Origin of the sequence: Streptomyces sp. NPDC018693 (assembly GCF_044391385.1) — a bacterium.
Classification (GTDB): domain Bacteria; phylum Actinomycetota; class Actinomycetes; order Streptomycetales; family Streptomycetaceae; genus Streptomyces.
The window spans coordinates 229,597-247,841 of the sequence record NZ_JBIRZZ010000002.1 but is presented as its reverse complement, the minus strand read 5'-3'; the positions used below and the strand labels follow the sequence as shown (position 1 = coordinate 247,841).

The following is an 18,245-nucleotide window of genomic DNA, read 5'->3' as shown; positions in this document are numbered from 1 at the left end:
GTCGTGGGCGCGCCTAGCGGTCCATGAGCCGGTCGAACTGGGTGGTGGTGTGCCGCAGATGCGCCACGAGCTCGTCGCCGACCTGGGGCTCGGGGGCGTCCGCGGGCACGAACAGGATGGACACCTGCATGTGCGGCGGCTCGGCGAACCATCGCTGCTTGCCGCCCCAGACGAAAGGCGAAAGGTTCCGGTTGACCGTGGCCAGGCCGGCCCGGGCGACGCCCTTGGCGCGCGGCATGACGCCGTGCAGGGCCTTCGGGGCCTCCAGACCCACCCCGTGCGACGTACCGCCCGCCACGACCACCAGGAAGCCGTCCGACGCCGCCTTCTGCTGGCGGTAGCCGAAGCGGTCCCCCTTGGTGACGCGGGTGACGTCCAGGACCGCGCCACGGTACTCGGTGGCCTCGTGGTCCCCCAGCCACAGCCGCGTGCCGATACGGGCGCGGAAACGGGTCTGAGGGAACTGCTGCTGCAGCCGATGCAGCTCCTCCGCCTTGAGGTGGCTGACGAACATCGTGTGCAGCGGCAGCCGGGCCGCACGCAGCCGGTCCATCCAGCCGATGACCTCCTCGACGGCGTCCGAGCCGTCGGTGCGGTCCAGCGGCAGGTGGATCGCGAAGCCCTCCAGACGGACGTTCTCGATGGCGGCGTGCAGCTGCGGCAGATCCTGCTCGCTGATGCCGTGCCGCTTCATCGAGGACATCACCTCGATGACCACACGGGCACCCACCAGGCCGTACACGCCGTCTACGGACGACACCGAGCGGATGACGCGGTCGGGCAGCGGCACGGGCTCCTCGCCGCGCCGGTACGGCGTCAGCACCAGCAGGTCACCGCTGAAGAAGTCCTTGATCCGTGCGGCCTCGTAGGTCGTGCCGACGGCGAGGACGTCCGTGCCCAGCCGCGTGGCCTCCTCCGCCAGCCGCTCGTGCCCGAAGCCGTAGCCGTTGCCCTTGCAGACCGGGACGAGTCCCGGGAACTGCTCCTGCACGTGCTTGTGGTGCGCCCGCCAGCGCGCGGTGTCGACGTAGAGCGTGAGCGCCATGGCCGGACCTGGAACCTTTCTCGTGGCTGCGGTGTATCAGAGGTATGGAAGCTATGGAAGCAAACAGCCGGGGCTCAGCGACGCGACATGTAGATGTCGAGCGCCTTGTGGAGCAGCTTGTTCAGCGGGAAGTCCCACTCGCCGAGGTACTCGGCCGCCTGGCCGCCCGTGCCGACCTTGAACTGGATCAGGCCGAAGAGATGGTCGCTCTCGTCCAGCGAGTCGGAGATGCCGCGCAGGTCGTAGACGGTCGCGCCGAGAGCGTAGGCGTCGCGCAGCATCCGCCACTGCATGGCGTTCGACGGCCGGAACTCACGGCCGATGTTGTCGGAGGCCCCATAGGAGTACCAGACGTGCCCGCCGACGATCAGCATGGTCGCCGCCGACAGGTTCACACCGTTGTGGCGGGCGAAGTACAGCCGCATCCGGTTGGGGTCCTCGGTGTTGAGGGCCGTCCACATGCGCTGGAAGTACGACAGCGGGCGGGGCCGGAAGTGGTCGCGCACGGCCGTGATCTCGTACAGCCGCTGCCACTCCTCCAGGTCGTGATAGCCGCCCTGGACGACCTCGACGCCGGCCTTCTCGGCCTTCTTGATGTTGCGCCGCCACAGCTGGTTGAAGTTCTTGTGCACCTCCTCCAGGGAGCGGTTGGCCAGCGGCACCTGGAAGACATAGCGGGGCTGGACGTCACCGAAGCCGGCACCGCCGTCCTCACCCTGCTGCCAGCCCATACGACGCAGCTTGTCGGCCACCTCGAAGGCGCGCGGCTCGATGAAGTCGGCCTCGATGTCGCGCAGCCGCTTCACGTCCGGGCTCTGGATGCCCTGCTTGATGGAGCCGGCCTCCCAGCGCCGGATGATCACCGGCGGGCCCATCTTCACGGAGAAGGCGCCCTGCTGCTTGAGGTGCGCGAGCATCGGTTCCAGCCACTCGGTCAGATTCGGCGCGAACCAGTTGATGACCGGGCCCTCGGGCAGATAGGCGAGGTAGCGCTTGATCTTGGGCAGCTGCCGGTAGAGGACCAGACCCGCGCCGACCAGCTCGCCGGTGCGCTCGTCGAACCAGCCGAGACTCTCGGAGCGCCACTCCGCCTTGACGTCAGCCCAGGCCGGAACCTGCATGTGGCTCGCCGCCGGCAGGCTCTGGATGTACGCCAGATGCTGCTCGCGGCTGATCGTCCTCAGGGTCAGGCTCATGTCGGGGCGCTCCTCGGGCTGGTGTGTCCCCATGGGTACAGGGGCTCCGGCTCTCGCGCCGAAGCCTACTGCGCCTTGGGGGCGCGCCAATTAAGCGCACGCCACCAACGCCCCGGCCAAAAGGCGGCCGGAGCGTTTCACGGTGTTCTACGAGGCGCCGGGAAGGCGATGCCCGGCCCTCGTGTGCTGGGTCAGCCGAAGACCCCGCCGAAGAGACCGCCGTGCGCCATGCCGAGGAAGAAGCCGACGCCGGAGGCACCGAGGCCCAGGATCAGGCCGAAGCGCTCGCGGGTGGTCTCGGAGACCCACTGCCCGTAGGCGCCGGTGAAGATCCCCAGCAGACCGGTCCACGAGCTCACCAGATGCAGGCTGTGGAACATCGCCGTGATGAACGACACGGCACCCAGCACCAGGGTCGCCGCGAGCAGAGCGTGCTGAAGGGGATGGGGTTTGCCGTCGGTGGCGAAGAGGGAGCCGACTCCGGTGTTCGGTCGCAATGCCTGTGCCATGGGGCACCTCCTGCGAAAGGCGGCGCGTTGTAGCGCCATACACACCCGACGTGTACAGATTGTCGGTGCCCGGGCCCGGATTTCAACCGGAAGCGGGGGTGCGGGTAGTCTGTACCGTCTGCACCGGTGTCTGCCCAGGCACAGCCAGGGAGTCCGCCCAGCTCAGAGCGGGGATGTCGTGAGACGACCCCCGATTGTCAGTGGCGGCCGATACCGTTGCGTACGCATCACAACCCTCCTGCCACGGAACGACCGTGGCCGCTGAGTCCAAAGGAGGTGGGTTCCACATGCGTCACTACGAGGTGATGGTCATCCTCGACCCGGATCTGGAGGAGCGCGCTGTCGCCCCCCTGATCGAGAACTTCCTCTCCGTCGTCCGTGAGGGCAACGGCAAGGTGGAGAAGGTCGACACCTGGGGCCGTCGTCGTCTCGCGTACGAGATCAAGAAGAAGCCCGAGGGCATCTACTCGGTCATCGACCTGCAGGCCGAGCCTGCGGTCGTCAAGGAGCTCGACCGCCAGATGAACCTGAACGAGTCGGTCCTCCGGACCAAGGTCCTCCGCCCCGAGACCCACTGAGCCTTCCTGCTCAGCTGATCTCGGGATTCGAGTAGCACCACCAGCAGCCAGCAGCAAACCCGCCGAGAGGTTCCCCCATGGCAGGCGAGACCGTCATCACGGTCATCGGCAATCTTGTCGACGACCCCGAGCTGCGCTTCACCCCTTCCGGTGCGGCGGTCGCGAAGTTCCGTGTCGCGTCCACCCCCCGCACCTTCGACCGCCAGACGAACGAGTGGAAGGACGGCGAGAGCCTCTTCCTGACCTGCTCGGTCTGGCGCCAGGCGGCGGAGAACGTCGCGGAGTCGCTCCAGCGAGGCATGCGCGTCATCGTGCAGGGCCGACTGAAGCAGCGGTCCTACGAGGACCGTGAGGGTGTCAAGCGCACGGTCTTCGAGCTGGACGTCGAGGAAGTCGGCCCCAGCCTGCGCAATGCCACGGCCAAGGTCACCAAGACCGCAGGCCGCGGTGGCCAGGGCGGTGGCGGCGGCTACGGCGGTGGCGGCGGCCAGCAGGGTGGCGGCGGCTGGGGCGGCGGCCCCGGTGGCGGCCAGCAGGGCGGCGCTCCGGCCGACGACCCGTGGGCGAGCGGCGCTCCTGCCGGTGGCCAACAGGGTGGCGGCGGCTGGGGCGGCGGCTCCGGCGGCGGTGGCGGCTACTCGGACGAGCCCCCCTTCTAGGTCTCCGGACCGAGGGCGGGACGTACCCCAACTTCTTGATCACACAGGAGAAACACCATGGCGAAGCCGCCTGTGCGCAAGCCGAAGAAGAAGGTCTGCGCTTTCTGCAAGGACAAGGTCACGTACGTGGACTACAAGGACACGAACATGCTGCGGAAGTTCATTTCCGACCGCGGCAAGATCCGTGCCCGCCGCGTGACCGGCAACTGCACGCAGCACCAGCGTGACGTCGCCACGGCCGTCAAGAACAGCCGTGAGATGGCGCTGCTGCCCTACACCTCCACCGCGCGCTAAGGGAAGGGTGACCGAATCATGAAGATCATCCTCACCCACGAGGTCTCCGGCCTCGGTGCCGCCGGCGACGTTGTCGACGTCAAGGACGGTTACGCTCGCAACTACCTCATCCCGCGGAAGCTCGCTATCCGCTGGACCAAGGGTGGCGAGAAGGACGTCGAGCAGATCCGTCGCGCCCGTAAGATCCACGAGATCCAGACCATCGAGCAGGCCAACGCCGTCAAGGCCCAGCTCGAGGGCGTGAAGGTCCGTCTGGCCGTCCGCTCTGGCGACGCCGGTCGTCTCTTCGGTTCCGTCACCCCGGCCGACATCGCCTCGGCGATCAAGGCTGCCGGTGGCCCCGAGGTCGACAAGCGCCGCATCGAGCTGGGCGCGCCGATCAAGACGCTGGGCGCCCACGAGACGTCCGTGCGTCTGCACCCCGAGGTTGCCGCCAAGGTCAACATCGAGGTCATCGCGGCGTAACGCTGCGCTCGCTTGAGCAGTGAGGGGCCGCACCTTCGGGTGCGGCCCCTTTCGCTGTTTCACGTGAAACGGTCAGCGCGTCGCTCCGGTGACGGCCCAGCGGCCCGAGCGGGTGCGCAGCCACAGGGTCAGCATCCGCACGGTCATCATCAGCGTCATGGCTCCCCAGAGAGCCGTGAGTCCACCGCCCCACACCGGCACCAGCAGGGCGACGGGAGCGAAGAGCGCCAGTGTGAGCAGCATGGCCCAGGCCAGATACGGGCCGTCTCCCGCGCCCATCAGCACTCCGTCGAGGACGAAGACGATCCCGGAGATCGGCTGGGAGAGGGCCACGATCACCAGGGCGGGCAGGGCGGCATCGTGCACGGTGGAATCGCCGGTGAACAGGGCGAGGAACACTGGGCGGGTGAGCAACACCAGCAGACCGAGCGCGGCACCGACCGCCACACCCCACTGCACCATGCGGCGACAGACCGCCTTGGCTCCCTCCGCGTCGTCGGCGCCCAGGTAACGCCCGATGATGGCCTGTCCGGCGATCGCGATGGCGTCGAGGGCGAAGGCCAGCAGGTTCCACAGGGACAGGATGATCTGGTGGGCGGCTATGTCGGCGTCACCGAGGCGGGCGGCGACCGCCGTGGCGATCATCAGGATCGCCCGCAGGGAGAGGGTGCGTATCAGCAGGGGCACTCCGGCCTGTGCGGAGGCCCGGATGCCGGTGGCGTCGGGCCGTAGCGAGGCACCGTGGCGACGGGCACCCCGGACCACCACCGTGAGGTAGACGGCGGCCATGCCGGACTGGGCGATGACGGTGCCCCACGCGGAACCGGCGATGCCGAGGCCGACGCCGTAGACGAGCCCGGCGTTCAGGGCGGCGTTCGCGACGAAGCCCGCGACAGCGACGTAGAGCGGGGTCCTCGTGTCCTGGAGGCCGCGCAGCACACCGGTCGCGGCCAGGACGACGAGCATGGCGGGGATGCCGAGCGAGGAGATCCGTAGATAGGTGGTCGCGTAGGGGGCGGCTGTGTCGGAGGCGCCGAAGAGTTCGACGAGTGCCGGTGCCGTGGGCAGGACGACGGCGATCACGGCGGCGCCGAGGAGGAGCGCCAGCCAGATGCCGTCCATGCCTTGGCGGATGGCGGCGGGGAGGTCCCCGGCGCCGACCCGTCGGGCGACGGCCGCTGTGGTGGCGTAGGCGAGGAAGACGAAGACACTGACGGCGGTGGTGAGGAGGGCGGAGGCGACACCGAGTCCGGCGAGTTGTGCGGTGCCGAGGTGGCCGACGATCGCGCTGTCGGTCAGGACGAAGAGGGGCTCCGCGACGAGTGCGCCGAAGGCCGGAACGGCCAGCGCGACGATCTCTCGGTCGTGCTGCCGCCGGGTGGCTCTGGGGGTCACGGATGCCTGTGTCATGCGCATCAATCTAATCGTCCACAGGTAAGAGATGCAATTGCTATGTGACCCTTACCTCTGGCCTCGCTGTGTGTCGTTTCGCGCACCGTTCGAAGTGATCTTGATCCGACTGGGCAACTTTTTCTTCTGCACAGCCGGTGGATGGGAAACATGCAGGTCAGAGTAAGTCCTTTCGAAAAAGTCGAGGTCTTGTTCACAAGGCTGTCCACCGGGTCGTGCACAGGTTTCGCGGAGTTCTCCACAGCATCCGGGCCGTCGTCCACATGGCCTGTGGATAACCAGATTGGCTGACGTCGCCGACGGGCCTACCGTGGTCCGGCGCCCGCTCCGTTCGCTGCTGGGGAAACCCTCACAAACCCGACGCGCCAGAACCGGAGAAGGGCCTCTTATTTGTCAGTGCCGTGCCGTAGAAATGAGGGGCACGGCGAGGTCCGCTCGGCGGACGGGAGGAGGTCGCTCGGTGAGCATTTCCGAGCCCTTGGACGACCCGTGGGCCGACAGCGGTCCAAGTGATCGTCTCCCCGCCTCCCGTCGGCGCGGGGACGGCGGCCGGGGCCGCGACGAGCAGCACGACCGGGGCCGGGACAACGGGGAATGGGACGGCGGCGGCACCCCCTTCGAGCGCATCCCGCCGCAGGACCTCGACGCCGAACAGTCCGTCCTGGGCGGCATGCTGCTGTCCAAGGACGCCATCGCGGACGTCGTCGAGATCCTCAAGGGGCACGACTTCTACAAGCCCGCCCACGAGACGATCTACCAGGCGATCCTCGACGTCTACGCCAAGGGCGAGCCGGCCGACCCGATCACGATCGCCGCCGAGCTGACCAAGCGCGGCGAGATCAACAAGGTCGGCGGCGCCTCGTATCTGCACACCCTCGTCCAGATGGTGCCGACGGCGGCCAACGCCGAGTACTACGCGGAGATCGTGCACGAGCGCGCGGTCCTGCGCCGCCTGGTCGAGGCCGGCACACGCATCACACAGATGGGATACGCGGCCGACGACGACGTCGACGAGATCGTCAACCGCGCCCAGGCGGAGATCTACGCCGTCACCGAGCAGCGCACCAGCGAGGACTACCTGCCGCTCGGCGACATCATGGAGGGCGCGCTCGACGAGATCGAGGCGATCGGTTCGCGCAGCGGCGAGATGACCGGTGTGCCCACGGGCTTCACCGACCTCGACTCGCTCACCAACGGGCTGCACCCGGGCCAGATGATCGTCATCGCGGCCCGTCCCGCCATGGGCAAGTCCACGCTGGCGCTGGACTTCGCCCGGGCCGCGTCGATCAAGCACAATCTGCCCAGCGTCATCTTCTCCCTCGAAATGGGCCGCAACGAGATCGCCATGCGTCTGCTGTCCGCCGAAGCCCGTGTCGCCCTGCACCACATGCGGTCCGGCACGATGACCGACGAGGACTGGACCCGCCTGGCACGGCGGATGCCGGAAGTGTCGTCGGCGCCGCTCTACATCGACGACTCCCCGAACCTGTCGATGATGGAGATCCGTGCGAAGTGCCGTCGGCTGAAGCAGCGCAACGACATCAAGCTCGTGATCATCGACTATCTGCAGCTGATGCAGTCCGGTGGCTCCAAGCGCTCCGAGAGCCGTCAGCAGGAGGTCTCGGACATGTCCCGTAACCTCAAGCTCCTCGCCAAGGAGCTCGAGGTGCCCGTGATCGCGCTCTCGCAGCTCAACCGTGGTCCCGAGCAGCGCACGGACAAGAAGCCGATGGTGTCCGACCTGCGTGAGTCCGGCTCCATCGAGCAGGACGCCGACATGGTCATCCTCCTGCACCGCGAGGACGCGTACGAGAAGGAGTCGCCCCGCGCGGGCGAGGCGGACATCATCGTGGGCAAGCACCGAAACGGCCCGACGGCCACCATCACGGTCGCCTTCCAGGGCCACTACTCACGCTTCGTGGACATGGCCCAGACCTGATCCGGTGAGGCGCCTCTTTGAGGGGCGGTGGTCGGGCTGCCGGGAGGGAGCGCTGAGGTTCTGCTACCGGCACCGCTAGGCACATCACGTCGAGACAGTCCCTGGCGCATGGGTGCTGATGCTCAGCGCCTCGTCTCGTACCTGGTCAGCACCACGCCGCCGGGAAACGTCCGCGTCTCCACCAGGGTCAGGTTCACCCAGCTGTCCAGCGCGGTGAAGAACGGCGTGCCTCCGCCCACCAGGACCGGATGGGCGGCGATCACGTACTCGTCGATCAGCCCGGCGCGCATGGCCGCCCCGGCGAGCGTTGCGCCGCCGATGTTCATTGGGCCGCCGTCCTCCGCCTTGAGTCGGGTGATCTCGGCGATCGCGTCGCCGGTGACCAGGCGGGTGTTCCAGTCGACCTGGTCGATCGTCGAGGAGAACACCACCTTCGGCGTGTCCCGCCAGTTCCGCGCGAACTCGATCTCCGCCGGGGTGGCGTTGGGCTGCTGGTCGCCGGTCGGCCAGTAGGAACTCATCGTCTCCCACAGCTTGCGCCCATACAGCGACAGACCACTCGCCCGCTCGTGGTCGAGCCACCACTGGAACAGCTCGTCGCTCGGCGGTCCGCTCCAGCCGATGTCGTCACCGGCCGCGGCGATGTAGCCGTCCAGGGTCAGGTTCATGCCGTAGATCAGTTTCCGCATGGCCCAGCCTTCCGTCCGTGGGTGTCCGGGTAGAGACCAGCGCGGCGCGGGAAACTCATCGGTGCGCGATCTGGGCTCGCCGGTAGCCCTCGTGCTCGGGGCTCAGCGTGGTGTACTCGGCCGACACGGGCAAGCCGTGATCACGGGTGACAAGGCCGTGAGACAGCCAAGAACGCCCAGGTCACGCAAGATCGACATGTCACGAGCGGCGAGACCCCACAGCCTCGGTGAAATGAGTTCGACGCCGGGAGCCGTGGCGCGGTGCACTGGGGGCATGACGAGACTTCAGGACGAGTTGCTTCCCGCTACGCGGCGTGCCTTGCTGCACCGGATCGCCACTGCCCAGGCCGAGGGGCGTGCCCCCTCGCTGGTCGCCGCGGTCGTGCGGGACGGGCGAGTCGTGTGGCACGGAGCGCGGACGTCGGTGGACGGGCACGCACCGGACGAGAACGTGCAGTACCGGATCGGCTCCATCACCAAGACGTTCACCGCCGTGCTGGTGCTGCGGCTGCGTGACGAGGGCGCGCTGGACCTCGGGGACCCGCTGGAGAAGCATCTGCCCGGCACTGCGGCGGGGGAGGCCACCATCGTCGAACTCCTCGCCCACACAGGTGGGTTGGCGGCCGAGACGCCCGGGCCGTGGTGGGAGCGGACCCCGGGCTTGCTGCGGCCCGGCATCGCCGACGTCCTCGGCGATCAGCCCCTGCTGCACCCTGCCGGCCGCCGCCACCACTACTCCAACCCCGGGTACGCCCTGCTCGGTGCCCTGGTGGAGCGGCTGCGCGGTGCTCCCTGGGAGGAGGTGCTGCGACGAGAGGTGCTCGAACCCCTGGGCCTCGACCGGACGAGCGCCCGCCCCGAGGCGCCGCACGCGGGCGCCTGGGCGGTGCACCCGTGGGCCGACGTGATGCTGCCGGAACCCGTCGAGGAGTACGGTCCGATGGCCCCCGCCGGCCAGCTCTGGTCCACCACGGCCGACCTGGCGCGGTTCGCGGTCTTCCTGATGCGGGGCGACGACCGGGTGCTGAGCGCGCGGACGCTGCGGGAGATGCAGGCGCCGGCGGCGCCCGTCGAGGCCGCGGACGTCGTGGACGGCAGCTCGTACGGCCTGGGACTGCAGATCCTGCACCGGGAGGGACGGCTGCTCGTGGGCCACTCCGGCTCGGTGCCGGGCTTCCTGGCGAATCTCTCGGTCTCGCTGGCCGACGACGTCGGCGCCGTCGTCCTGGCCAATTGCACCTCGGGCCCGCCGGTGGTCCTGCTGGGTGCCGATCTGGTCAGTATCGTCGCCGAGGCGGAGCCGCGGATCCCCGAGCCCTGGCGCCCACTGCGGGACGTCGACCAGGCCGTCCTCGAGCTGGCGGGCCAGTGGTACTGGGGGACCTACCCGTTCGCCCTGCGGGTGACGGCCGACGGCCTCGTCTCGCTGGGGCCGCTGTCCGGCGGTGGACGGCGCTCACGGTTCCAGGCGAACGGTGACGGGACGTGGACGGGACTCGAAGGCTACTTCGCCGGAGAACTCCTGCGGGCCGTACGGCGGTCGGACGGCACGGTGGACCATCTGGACCTCGGGTCGTTCGTGTTCACGCGTCAGCCGTACGACGAGGGTGCCGCAGTCCCCGGTGGTGTCGACCCCGAGGGGTGGCGAGGCATCGGCTAGAGCCGACCACGCGCGGAGGGGGCTGTTTCACGTGAAACAGCCCCCTCCGGCGTTCACAGCTGGAGCTTGAAACCCACGTGCGAGGCCACGAACCCCAGTCGTTCATAGAAGCGGTGGGCGTCCGTGCGGGTGTTGTCGGAGGTCAGCTGCACCAACTGGCAGCCCGCGCTGCGGGATTCCTCGATCGCCCACTCGATGAACCGCGTGCCCAGTCCGCTGCCGCGCTCGTCGGCGTGCACGCGGACGCCCTCGATGATCGAGCGAGTGGCTCCGCGCCGGGAGAGGCCGGGAATGATCGTGAGCTGGAGCGTGCCGACGACGCGACCCTCGCGGACGGCGACGACCAGCCGCTGGTGGGGATCGGCGGCGAGGCGGTCCAGTGCGGTCAGATACGGGGTCAGGTCGTCCAGCGACTCGCGCTGGGCCCCCAGGGGGTCGTCCGCGAGCATCGCGACGATCGCGGGGATGTCCTCGGCGACGGCAGCGCGTATTTCAAGATCTCCCATGCCCGCACCCTATGCGGAGCCCCTAAGCCCGCGTCGGTCTGCTGCTTGCCTTCCTCTCGGCAGCCCTGGAGCACCCGAACAGAGCACGAACATGGTCGTCACTGTGTCGGGAGTGCCTCAGCCGGCCGCCACGGTCAGTGGGGCGAACCGTCGGTTCCAGTCGCCGGGCAGCTCCGTGATGCCGTAGGTCATGACGGCGTTGAAGGCGACGGTGGCCAGGCCCCGTGCCTTCATCCAGGCCAGCAGTTCTTCGTGGCGTACGTCGATGTCGGTGCGCAGCGGCCGGTCGGTGTGGGCGGCGAGGGAGGTCACCAGGGCCTTCGCGGTCTCGGTGTCCCGGGCGATCAGCGGGCCCACGACATGGGTGTCCATGTTGGGCCAGAGCGCCGCGTACCCGATGATCCGACCGTTCTCCTCGGCGACCCGCAGCCGGTCGGCGAAAGCCGGCAGCCGGGTGATGATGTGCGTGCGATCGGCGCCGAACACCTTTTCGTCGAGACGGAGGATCGCGGTGAGGTCCTCGGCCGTCGCCGGGCGGGTGGCGATCTCGGGGAGCGGTCCGCCGGGGACGAAGTGGCCGCGCACCATCTCGGCCCGCCCGGTCGTCTTGAAGCCCAACTCCTCATAGAGAGGCCGCCCGTTCGGCGTCGCATGCAGGGTCACGGGGGTGGTGTCCATCACGGAGATGACATGACGCATCAGATACCGCCCGATGCCCTGCCGGGCGTGTCGCTCGGCGACCAGCACCATGCCGACGGCTCCGAGCTCGGGGCGTTCCTGCGGGCCGTAGGAGGTGACGACGCAGGCGGCGACCAAGCCCCCGTGGGGATCGTCGATGCCGTACCCCCTCCCGGCCGTGAGGAGGAGACCCCACTTGTGTTCCTCGCGCGGCCACCCCCGGTCCTCGGACAAGTCGGCGCATGCGGTGAGATCGCGAAACGTCAGTCGGCGGATGGGCAGAGCGATGGGGAGAGGAGTTGGCACGCAGGTCAGGCTGTCCGAACGGTGGCCCCCGCGTCCACCCGTTTCGTCGGAGAGATACGTGCTTTTGGCCATGTCGTAGCCGTGTGCACAGCTTGTCGAAAGACGGAAGCCGTTTCACGTGACCCGGCCGTCGGGAAGTGCCTCGACCACAGCAGCCAGATCCGGCGCCACGCAGGTCAGCCCAGATCGGGTGCGTGCATCGCGCGGACACCCTCGATGTTGCCGTCCAGGTAGTGCCGCAGTGACAGCGGCACGAGATGCACGGAGGCGATCCCGACGCGGGTGAACGGCACACGGACGATCTCGTAGTCGCCGGCGGGCTCATCGACCTCGGGGCCGTGCCGCAGAGAGGTGTCCATGGACTCCAGCCGGCAGACGAAGAAGTGCTGCACCTTCACGCCGGTCGCTCCGCCGTCCTCGCCAATGTGCTCGACGGTGTCGACGAAGCAGGGCACCACATCGGTGATCTTGGCGCCGAGTTCCTCGTACACCTCGCGGTGCAGGGCGTCGACGACGGTGGTGTCCCCGGGTTCGACCCCGCCACCGGGAGTGACCCAGTAGGGATCGACGCCGGCCTTGGTGCGTTTGATCAGGATGAGGTAGTCGCCGTCCAGCAGGACGGCGCGGGCGGTGCGCTTGACCACGGGTCGGACGGTCATGGGAGAAATGTGGCCCCGTTGGTTCCACGTGAAACATCGCTGCTGGTTCCACGTGAAACATCGCGAAACGTAACCAACCGACCTCGTCGAGCGACGCCCGCAGGCCGAACCTTCAGCGCCACTCGGCCGCAGCCCGGAGCAGCCACTCATGGGCCCGCGCGATATGCGGCATCGCCAAGGTGCCGCTCCGCACCACCAGGAAGTACGTCCGCAGGGGTGGTACGGGCGGCTCGTACAGGGTGACGACGTCACCGCGCTCCAGAGCGTTCACGCACAGATAGCGGGGCAGCACCGCCAGACCGGCGCCCGCGCTCGCGCAGGCGAGGACCGCACGCAGGTCCGGGACGACGACGGTGCCGGAGACGGCGGGACGGGAGTCGAAGACGGACGCCCAGTAGCGGGAGACGAAGGGCAGCGACTCATGGACCTCGACGACGGGGAGGTGCTCCAGGGCGACCCGACTGCGATGGCGCGGCTGTCCGGATCCGACCCGCTCGGCCCACCGCGGGGCGGCGACCAGGACATGCTCCTCGTCGCACAGCGGGGTCGCCGTGAACAGAGCACCTCGCGGTCGGGCGGTGCTGATCGCCAGGTCGTGGTGCCCGGCGGCCAGGCCCTCCAGGGCCTCCTCGGCATGGCCGAAGGAGACGCGCAGTGCGACTGCCTGGCCGTCCTCCCCGGTGAGTCCGGTGAGCGCCGGCAGGGCCTGTTCGGCGGTGAACTCGGGCGGCCCGGCGAGATGCAGGGTGCGCAGCGAGGACTCGTCGTCGAGGCCGGTCTCGGTGATCTCCACCAGGGCGTCGAGATGCGGGGCGGCCTTGTGGGCGAGTTCGTCGCCGATGGTCGTCGGAGTGACTCCGCGGGCCTGTCGTAGGAACAGAGGGCGGCCGAGCTGCCGTTCGAGCGTGCGGATCTGTGAGGTGACGGCCGGCTGGGACAGGCCCAGCAGAGCGGCGGCGCGGGTGAAGGAACCGGCCCGGTGCACGGTCACGAACGTGCGCAGCAAGGCCAGATCCATGGGCACGCCCTCCCCCTTCCCTGCCTTTCTCTCGCCCCCCGAGACAGGGCCCCAACTATAAATAAGTCGATAGGTCTCTGTCGCTACTGTGATTGGACACTGACACAGAGTCAACTAGCCTAGGTCGCGCGGTTCTTGGCGCGCAGAACCGAGGACGGTCCGAGCCACGAGGGGGGAGGCTCGGACCGTCCGTTGCGCGTAGGACCCTGTCCGGGGCGTCCCTAAGCGGGTCATCGCGCCGACTCCTCCAGCGCGCGCAGCACATCCGCCACCAGGTCCTCGGGATCCTCCGCCCCGACGGACAGACGGATGAAGCCCTCCGGCACCGCGTCCCCGCCCCAACGGCCGCGCCGTTCGGCGGTGGAGCGCACGCCGCCGAAGCTCGTCGCGTCGTCCACGAGCCGCAGCGCGTCGAGAAAACGCTCGGCACGCGCGCGCGTGGGCAGGGTGAACGACACCACGCATCCGTAGCGGCGCATCTGGCGCGAGGCGACCTTGTGCGCGGGGTCGTCGGGCAGCCCGGGATAGCGCAGCCCGCTCACCTCGGACCGCTCCCGCAGGGCCTGAGCGACGGCCAGCGCGGTGGTGCTCTGCCGGTCGACGCGCAGCTGCAGCGTGGCGAGCGAGCGGTGTGCGAGCCATGCCTCCATGGGCCCCGGGATCGCTCCGGCGATCTTCCGCCAGCGCCGTACGGCCGTCATGGGCTCGCCGGCGCGGCCCGTGACGTATCCAAGGAGGATGTCCCCGTGTCCGGTGAGCTGCTTGGTGCCGCTGGCCACCGAGAAGTCGGCGCCGAGTTCCAGCGGGCGCTGTCCGAGCGGTGTGGCGAGCGTGTTGTCGACGGCCACCAGGGCGCCACGCGCGTGTGCCGCCTCGACGAGCCGGCGGATGTCGCACACGTCGAGCCCGGGATTGGACGGGGACTCGATCCACAGCAGCTTCGCGCCGTCCAGGACGTCGAGCTGGGCGTCGCCGCCCGTCGGCGCGGTGCGCACCTCGATGCCGAACGCCTCCAGCTGCGCCCGCGCCAGGGCCAGCGCCTGGTAGCCGTCACTGGGCAGGACGGCCGTGTCTCCGGAGCGCAGCTGGGAGAAGAGCACGGCGGAGGTCGCCGCCATACCGGACGCGAACGCGAGGGTCTCCACGCCGTCCTGCCCGGGCGCCTCCAGCTCGCCGATGGCCTGCTCCAGGCGCGTCCAGGTCGGGTTCTCGTCGCGGCCGTAGGTGTACGGGCCGGTGGGCTCGCCCGGCAGGTGGTAGTGGGCGGCGAACACCGGCCCCGGCAGGGCGGGTTCGTACTTCACGGGATCGGGCAGTCCGGCGCGCACCGCGCGCGTGCCCTCGCCCGTACCACCGTCATGGCTGCTCACGCGGCCCGTCCCCGCACGTCGTCGCGTACGGCGGCGAGCAGTCCGGTGCCGGCCGCCTCCACCATCTCCAGGCACTCCTCGAAGCCGTCCATGCCCCCGTAGTACGGGTCGGGCACGTCGACGTCGTCACCTGAGGCGGGATCGTAGGAGCGCAGCAGGCGCACCTTGCGGGCGTCCTCCTCGGTGGGGGCCAGCCGGCGCAGGGCCCTGAGGTGGCCGGAGTCCAGGGCGATCACGAGGTCGAGGCGGGCGAACCAGGACGGCTTGAACTGCCGTGCCGTGTGGTGGGCGGCGTAGCCGTGCTCCTCCAGGACGGAGACGGTGCGCGGGTCGGCGCCGTCGCCCTCGTGCCAGCCGTCCGTGCCGGCGCTGTCGACCTCGATCAGGTCGTCGAGCCCGGCCTCCGTCACGCGCGCCCGGAAGACGGACTCGGCCATCGGGGAGCGGCAGATGTTGCCGGTGCAGACGAAGCAGACGCGGTAGGCCATTGCTCAGTCCCCGTCGGGCAGGACGACGTTGAGCGCCCAGGAGACGACGGAGATGATCAGGCCGCCGACGACCGCCGTCCAGAATCCGTCGACATGGAAGCTCAGGTCGAGCTTGTCGGCGAGCCATGAGGTGAGCAGCAGCATCAGCGCGTTCACCACCAGGGTGATCAGGCCGAGTGTGAGGATGAACAGCGGGAAGGTCAGTATCTTCACGACCGGCTTGACGACAAAGTTGACCAGGCCGAAGAGCAGGGCGACGAGCAGCAGGGTGCCGGTCTTCTTGCCCGTGCTGTCACCGGTCAGCGTGATCTTGTCGAGCAGCCAGACGGCGACCGCCAGGGCGCCGGCGTTGGCGATCGTCTTGACTAGGAAATTCTTCATGTGTCTGATCGTGGCAGAGAGATCGGACACGAGCACCGGGCAAGGGCGGACGAACCTGATGAAGGCATTCCGGCTGGATGAACTGGAGGCGGAGCGAGCCGCCAACGACGGCGCCTACCTGCAGTTCCTGCATGAGCGCAATATGTCCGTCGGGCTGTACGCGTTGAACGCCGGGGAGCACGACCCGCAGAACCCGCACAAGCAGGACGAGGTCTACTTCGTCGTGTCCGGCCGCGCCTCCCTCACCGTGGGCATGGAGACCACGCAGGTGGCGCGGGGCAGCGTGGTGTACGTGCCCGCCGGGGTCGCCCACAAGTTCCACCACATCAGCGAGGACCTGAGGGTCCTGGTGGTGTTCTCTCCGCCCGAGGCGTGATCTCGCGCCTCAGGGTTCCCTAGGGGATCGGTCAGGGGAGGACAAGGGACGCGAGGCCCCCGCCGGGGCACCTTCCCGCCCTAGCATCGAAGGCAGGACAGATCGAAAGGGTCCGGCAGGACTGCCGGACCCCGTCAGGACCCGGCACAGCGACGGGCGGAGAGGTAAGGACGAGGGCGATGCGAGAGATCTTCGCGGGACTGCCGTGGTGGGTGAAGTGGATCGCGGTGCCGGTCATCGCCCTCGTCGTGTTCGGCGGGCTGATAGCCAGCGTCGTGGGCTTCGTGATCAACCTGCTGTTCAAGCTGCTGGTCTTCGTCGCCCTGGTCGGCGGAGTCATCTACGTGGTACGGAAGTTCACGTCGAGCTCCTCGTCGCGCAGCGACTGGTGAGCGATGCGGGAGCCGGTGATCGGTAACAGCAATCACCGGTTCCCTCGGCCGAGGGAAGTTTTCCGGACAGCCCGGCTGCGAGCGGTGGCAGAGGGCTAGAGTCCGGAACTCGTCGCGGGGACCACCCCGCGAGCGGCGTACACCCCTCCCGTGTTCCCCCGCACGGCCCGCCCCCTCGCGCTTCCGGAGTGACCCTTGGCCACGGTTGACACCGCATCCGCAGAACCGTACGTAGCCCCCATGCGGCCGCGCTCCTCCACACCCCCGCTCCAGCGGCCCCCGAACCTCACCCGCCACGACCAGCCGCACTCCGCGACCACCCTCATCGGTTCCGTACAGCGAGCCATGCGTCTGCTGGAGGCCGTCGCCGACCACCAGTGCGGGGCCCCGGCGAAACAACTGGCCCGTGAGACCGGCCTCGCCCTGCCCACCGCCTACCACCTGCTGCGCACCCTCGTGCACGAGGGCTATCTGCGGCGCGACAAGGGACTCTTCTTCCTCGGCGAGGCAGCCGAGCGGCTGAGCAGCCGAGGAGCCGCGCAGAAACGTCGCAGCACAGTCGTCGACACACTCGCGCACTGGCGGGATTCCCTCGGCGTCCCCGTGTACTACGCCATGTACCGCGACGGTGAGATCGAGGTCATGTGCGTCTCCGACACCCCGGGCAATCCGGCGGTCGAGGAGTGGGCCGACTTCCGTGAGACCGGGCACGCGCACGCCATCGGCCAGTGCCTGCTGTCCCAGCTCGACGAGGACGCCCGCCGCGACCACCTCGCCCGCTACCCCGTGCAGCCGATCACCCCGTACACCGTGCGCGACAACGGCACGCTGCTGCGCCGACTGGAGCGGACGCGGCGGATGGAGCCGGTGATCGAGCGCCAGGAGTACGCGCTGGGCACGGTGTGTGCCGCGATTCCCCTCACCGTGGGCACCACCGCGGCCACGATGGCACTCTCCCTGCCCCTCACCCAGGCCGACCGGCTGCTGCCGGCGGCCCAGCGGCTGCAGAGCGAGATCGGACGTCTGCTGGGGTCACTCGCCCTCTCTATCAGTATCTGAAAACTCACTCCTTGTGATCTGTGATGTACGTTCAGCAAGATTCGGGGCACTGTCAGGGGTACATTCCCGGCCAGTCCACGACACATGACGGGGTAAGGCGATAGGCGATGCGCGAGTCCGTACAGGCGGTACAGGCAGAGGTCATGATGAGCTTTCTCGTGTCCGAGGAGCTGTCATTCCGCATCCCGGTGGAGCTGGGCTACGAGGCCGCGGATCCCTACGCGGTGCGCCTCACCTTCCATCTGCCCGGTGACGCGCCGGTGACCTGGGCCTTCGCGCGTGAGCTGATGATCGACGGGGTGGGGCGGCCGTGCGGCGAGGGCGATGTACGGATCTCGCCCGCCGACGCGGACACGCTCGGCGAGATTCTGATCCGGCTTCAGGTCGGCGGCGACCAGGCGCTGTTCCGTGCTTCGGTGGCGCCCCTGGTTGCGTTCCTCGACCGCACCGACAAGCTGGTGCCGCTCGGCCAGGAGGGAGCCCTCGCCGACTTCGACGCCCACCTCGACGAAGCGCTGGGCCGGATCCTGGCGGAGGAACAGAGCGCCGGCTGAAGCGTTACGGCACC

General features: G+C 68.9%; 22 protein-coding genes. 10 read left to right on the top strand and 12 right to left on the bottom strand.

The window, feature by feature from the left end:
- Positions 1-13: 13 nt before the first annotated feature.
- The 3 genes from ACH5AC_RS05455 to ACH5AC_RS05445 form a co-directional block, all read right to left on the bottom strand.
- Positions 14-1,045, bottom strand: coding sequence for an alanine racemase (locus ACH5AC_RS05455; RefSeq protein ID WP_398860312.1), 1,032 nt, complete (start codon positions 1,043-1,045; stop codon positions 14-16).
- A gap of 74 nt (positions 1,046-1,119) precedes the next feature.
- Positions 1,120-2,241, bottom strand: coding sequence for a peptidoglycan bridge formation glycyltransferase FemX (femX, locus tag ACH5AC_RS05450; RefSeq protein ID WP_398860311.1), 1,122 nt, complete (start codon positions 2,239-2,241; stop codon positions 1,120-1,122).
- A 191-nt stretch (positions 2,242-2,432) separates the two neighbouring features.
- Positions 2,433-2,750: a hypothetical protein gene (locus tag ACH5AC_RS05445; protein ID WP_398860310.1), complete on the bottom strand. Its 318-nt coding sequence runs from the start codon at positions 2,748-2,750 to the stop codon at positions 2,433-2,435.
- A gap of 287 nt (positions 2,751-3,037) precedes the next feature.
- On the opposite strand from ACH5AC_RS05445, the gene rpsF reads away from it, so the two are divergent.
- From rpsF to rplI, 4 genes are all read left to right on the top strand, one after another.
- Positions 3,038-3,328 (top strand): 30S ribosomal protein S6, encoded by a 291-nt coding sequence (gene rpsF, locus ACH5AC_RS05440; protein WP_003956532.1) that lies wholly within the window; start codon positions 3,038-3,040, stop codon positions 3,326-3,328.
- Positions 3,329-3,405: 77 nt separating this feature from the next.
- Complete coding sequence (locus ACH5AC_RS05435) at positions 3,406-3,987, top strand: single-stranded DNA-binding protein (RefSeq protein WP_398860309.1); 582 nt, start codon at positions 3,406-3,408, stop codon at positions 3,985-3,987.
- Positions 3,988-4,044: 57 nt separating this feature from the next.
- The gene (gene rpsR, locus ACH5AC_RS05430) at positions 4,045-4,281 is read left to right on the top strand and encodes a 30S ribosomal protein S18 (protein ID WP_003949403.1); all 237 of its coding nucleotides are present in this window, start codon (positions 4,045-4,047) and stop codon (positions 4,279-4,281) included.
- Between the two features lie 18 nt (positions 4,282-4,299).
- Complete coding sequence (rplI, locus tag ACH5AC_RS05425; protein WP_356579645.1) at positions 4,300-4,746, top strand: 50S ribosomal protein L9; 447 nt, start codon at positions 4,300-4,302, stop codon at positions 4,744-4,746.
- 72 nt (positions 4,747-4,818) lie between these two features.
- On the opposite strand, the gene ACH5AC_RS05420 is transcribed toward rplI, so the two are convergent.
- Positions 4,819-6,156 carry an MATE family efflux transporter gene (locus tag ACH5AC_RS05420; protein WP_398860308.1) on the bottom strand — a complete coding sequence of 446 codons (1,338 nt, stop codon included), beginning with the start codon at positions 6,154-6,156 and terminating at the stop codon, positions 4,819-4,821.
- A 460-nt stretch (positions 6,157-6,616) separates the two neighbouring features.
- Here ACH5AC_RS05420 and dnaB point away from each other — a divergent pair, with 460 nt between their 5' ends.
- Positions 6,617-8,095: a replicative DNA helicase gene (dnaB, locus tag ACH5AC_RS05415; RefSeq protein WP_398860307.1), complete on the top strand. Its 1,479-nt coding sequence runs from the start codon at positions 6,617-6,619 to the stop codon at positions 8,093-8,095.
- 122 nt (positions 8,096-8,217) lie between these two features.
- Here dnaB and ACH5AC_RS05410 read toward each other — a convergent pair whose 3' ends face one another.
- On the bottom strand, positions 8,218-8,784 hold the full coding sequence (locus ACH5AC_RS05410; protein WP_398860306.1) for a dihydrofolate reductase family protein: 567 nt from the start codon (positions 8,782-8,784) through the stop codon (positions 8,218-8,220).
- A 274-nt stretch (positions 8,785-9,058) separates the two neighbouring features.
- Here ACH5AC_RS05410 and ACH5AC_RS05405 point away from each other — a divergent pair, with 274 nt between their 5' ends.
- Positions 9,059-10,444, top strand: a complete 1,386-nt coding sequence (locus ACH5AC_RS05405) for a serine hydrolase domain-containing protein (RefSeq protein WP_398860305.1) — start codon at positions 9,059-9,061, stop codon at positions 10,442-10,444.
- 53 nt (positions 10,445-10,497) lie between these two features.
- On the opposite strand, the gene ACH5AC_RS05400 is transcribed toward ACH5AC_RS05405, so the two are convergent.
- The 7 genes from ACH5AC_RS05400 to ACH5AC_RS05370 form a co-directional block, all read right to left on the bottom strand.
- A complete protein-coding gene (locus tag ACH5AC_RS05400) occupies positions 10,498-10,950 on the bottom strand; it encodes a GNAT family N-acetyltransferase (RefSeq protein WP_398860304.1) in 453 nt (150 codons plus the stop codon).
- Positions 10,951-11,067: 117 nt separating this feature from the next.
- Positions 11,068-11,934, bottom strand: coding sequence for a GNAT family N-acetyltransferase (locus tag ACH5AC_RS05395; protein WP_398860303.1), 867 nt, complete (start codon positions 11,932-11,934; stop codon positions 11,068-11,070).
- 176 nt (positions 11,935-12,110) lie between these two features.
- Positions 12,111-12,593 (bottom strand): NUDIX domain-containing protein, encoded by a 483-nt coding sequence (locus ACH5AC_RS05390; RefSeq protein WP_398860302.1) that lies wholly within the window; start codon positions 12,591-12,593, stop codon positions 12,111-12,113.
- Positions 12,594-12,705: 112 nt separating this feature from the next.
- Positions 12,706-13,611, bottom strand: coding sequence for a LysR family transcriptional regulator (locus ACH5AC_RS05385; protein WP_398860301.1), 906 nt, complete (start codon positions 13,609-13,611; stop codon positions 12,706-12,708).
- A 230-nt stretch (positions 13,612-13,841) separates the two neighbouring features.
- Positions 13,842-14,981 carry a cystathionine gamma-lyase gene (locus ACH5AC_RS05380; protein WP_398860300.1) on the bottom strand — a complete coding sequence of 380 codons (1,140 nt, stop codon included), beginning with the start codon at positions 14,979-14,981 and terminating at the stop codon, positions 13,842-13,844.
- On the bottom strand, positions 14,978-15,469 hold the full coding sequence (locus ACH5AC_RS05375) for a low molecular weight protein-tyrosine-phosphatase (RefSeq protein WP_398860298.1): 492 nt from the start codon (positions 15,467-15,469) through the stop codon (positions 14,978-14,980). The genes ACH5AC_RS05380 and ACH5AC_RS05375 overlap by 4 nt, the downstream gene beginning before the upstream one ends.
- A gap of 3 nt (positions 15,470-15,472) precedes the next feature.
- Positions 15,473-15,850 carry a phage holin family protein gene (locus ACH5AC_RS05370; protein ID WP_398860297.1) on the bottom strand — a complete coding sequence of 126 codons (378 nt, stop codon included), beginning with the start codon at positions 15,848-15,850 and terminating at the stop codon, positions 15,473-15,475.
- Between the two features lie 58 nt (positions 15,851-15,908).
- Between ACH5AC_RS05370 and ACH5AC_RS05365 the strand changes: the two genes are divergently transcribed.
- The 4 genes from ACH5AC_RS05365 to ACH5AC_RS05350 all read left to right on the top strand — a co-directional run bounded on the left by ACH5AC_RS05365 (position 15,909) and on the right by ACH5AC_RS05350 (position 18,231).
- Positions 15,909-16,226 carry a cupin domain-containing protein gene (locus ACH5AC_RS05365; protein ID WP_398860908.1) on the top strand — a complete coding sequence of 106 codons (318 nt, stop codon included), beginning with the start codon at positions 15,909-15,911 and terminating at the stop codon, positions 16,224-16,226.
- A gap of 179 nt (positions 16,227-16,405) precedes the next feature.
- Entirely contained in the window at positions 16,406-16,618 is a 213-nt protein-coding gene (locus ACH5AC_RS05360; RefSeq protein WP_398860296.1) for a DUF5326 family protein, read from the top strand.
- A 345-nt stretch (positions 16,619-16,963) separates the two neighbouring features.
- Positions 16,964-17,677: an IclR family transcriptional regulator gene (locus tag ACH5AC_RS05355; RefSeq protein ID WP_398860907.1), complete on the top strand. Its 714-nt coding sequence runs from the start codon at positions 16,964-16,966 to the stop codon at positions 17,675-17,677.
- Positions 17,678-17,784: 107 nt separating this feature from the next.
- Positions 17,785-18,231, top strand: a complete 447-nt coding sequence (locus ACH5AC_RS05350; protein ID WP_398860294.1) for an SsgA family sporulation/cell division regulator — start codon at positions 17,785-17,787, stop codon at positions 18,229-18,231.
- Positions 18,232-18,245 lie beyond the last annotated feature (14 nt).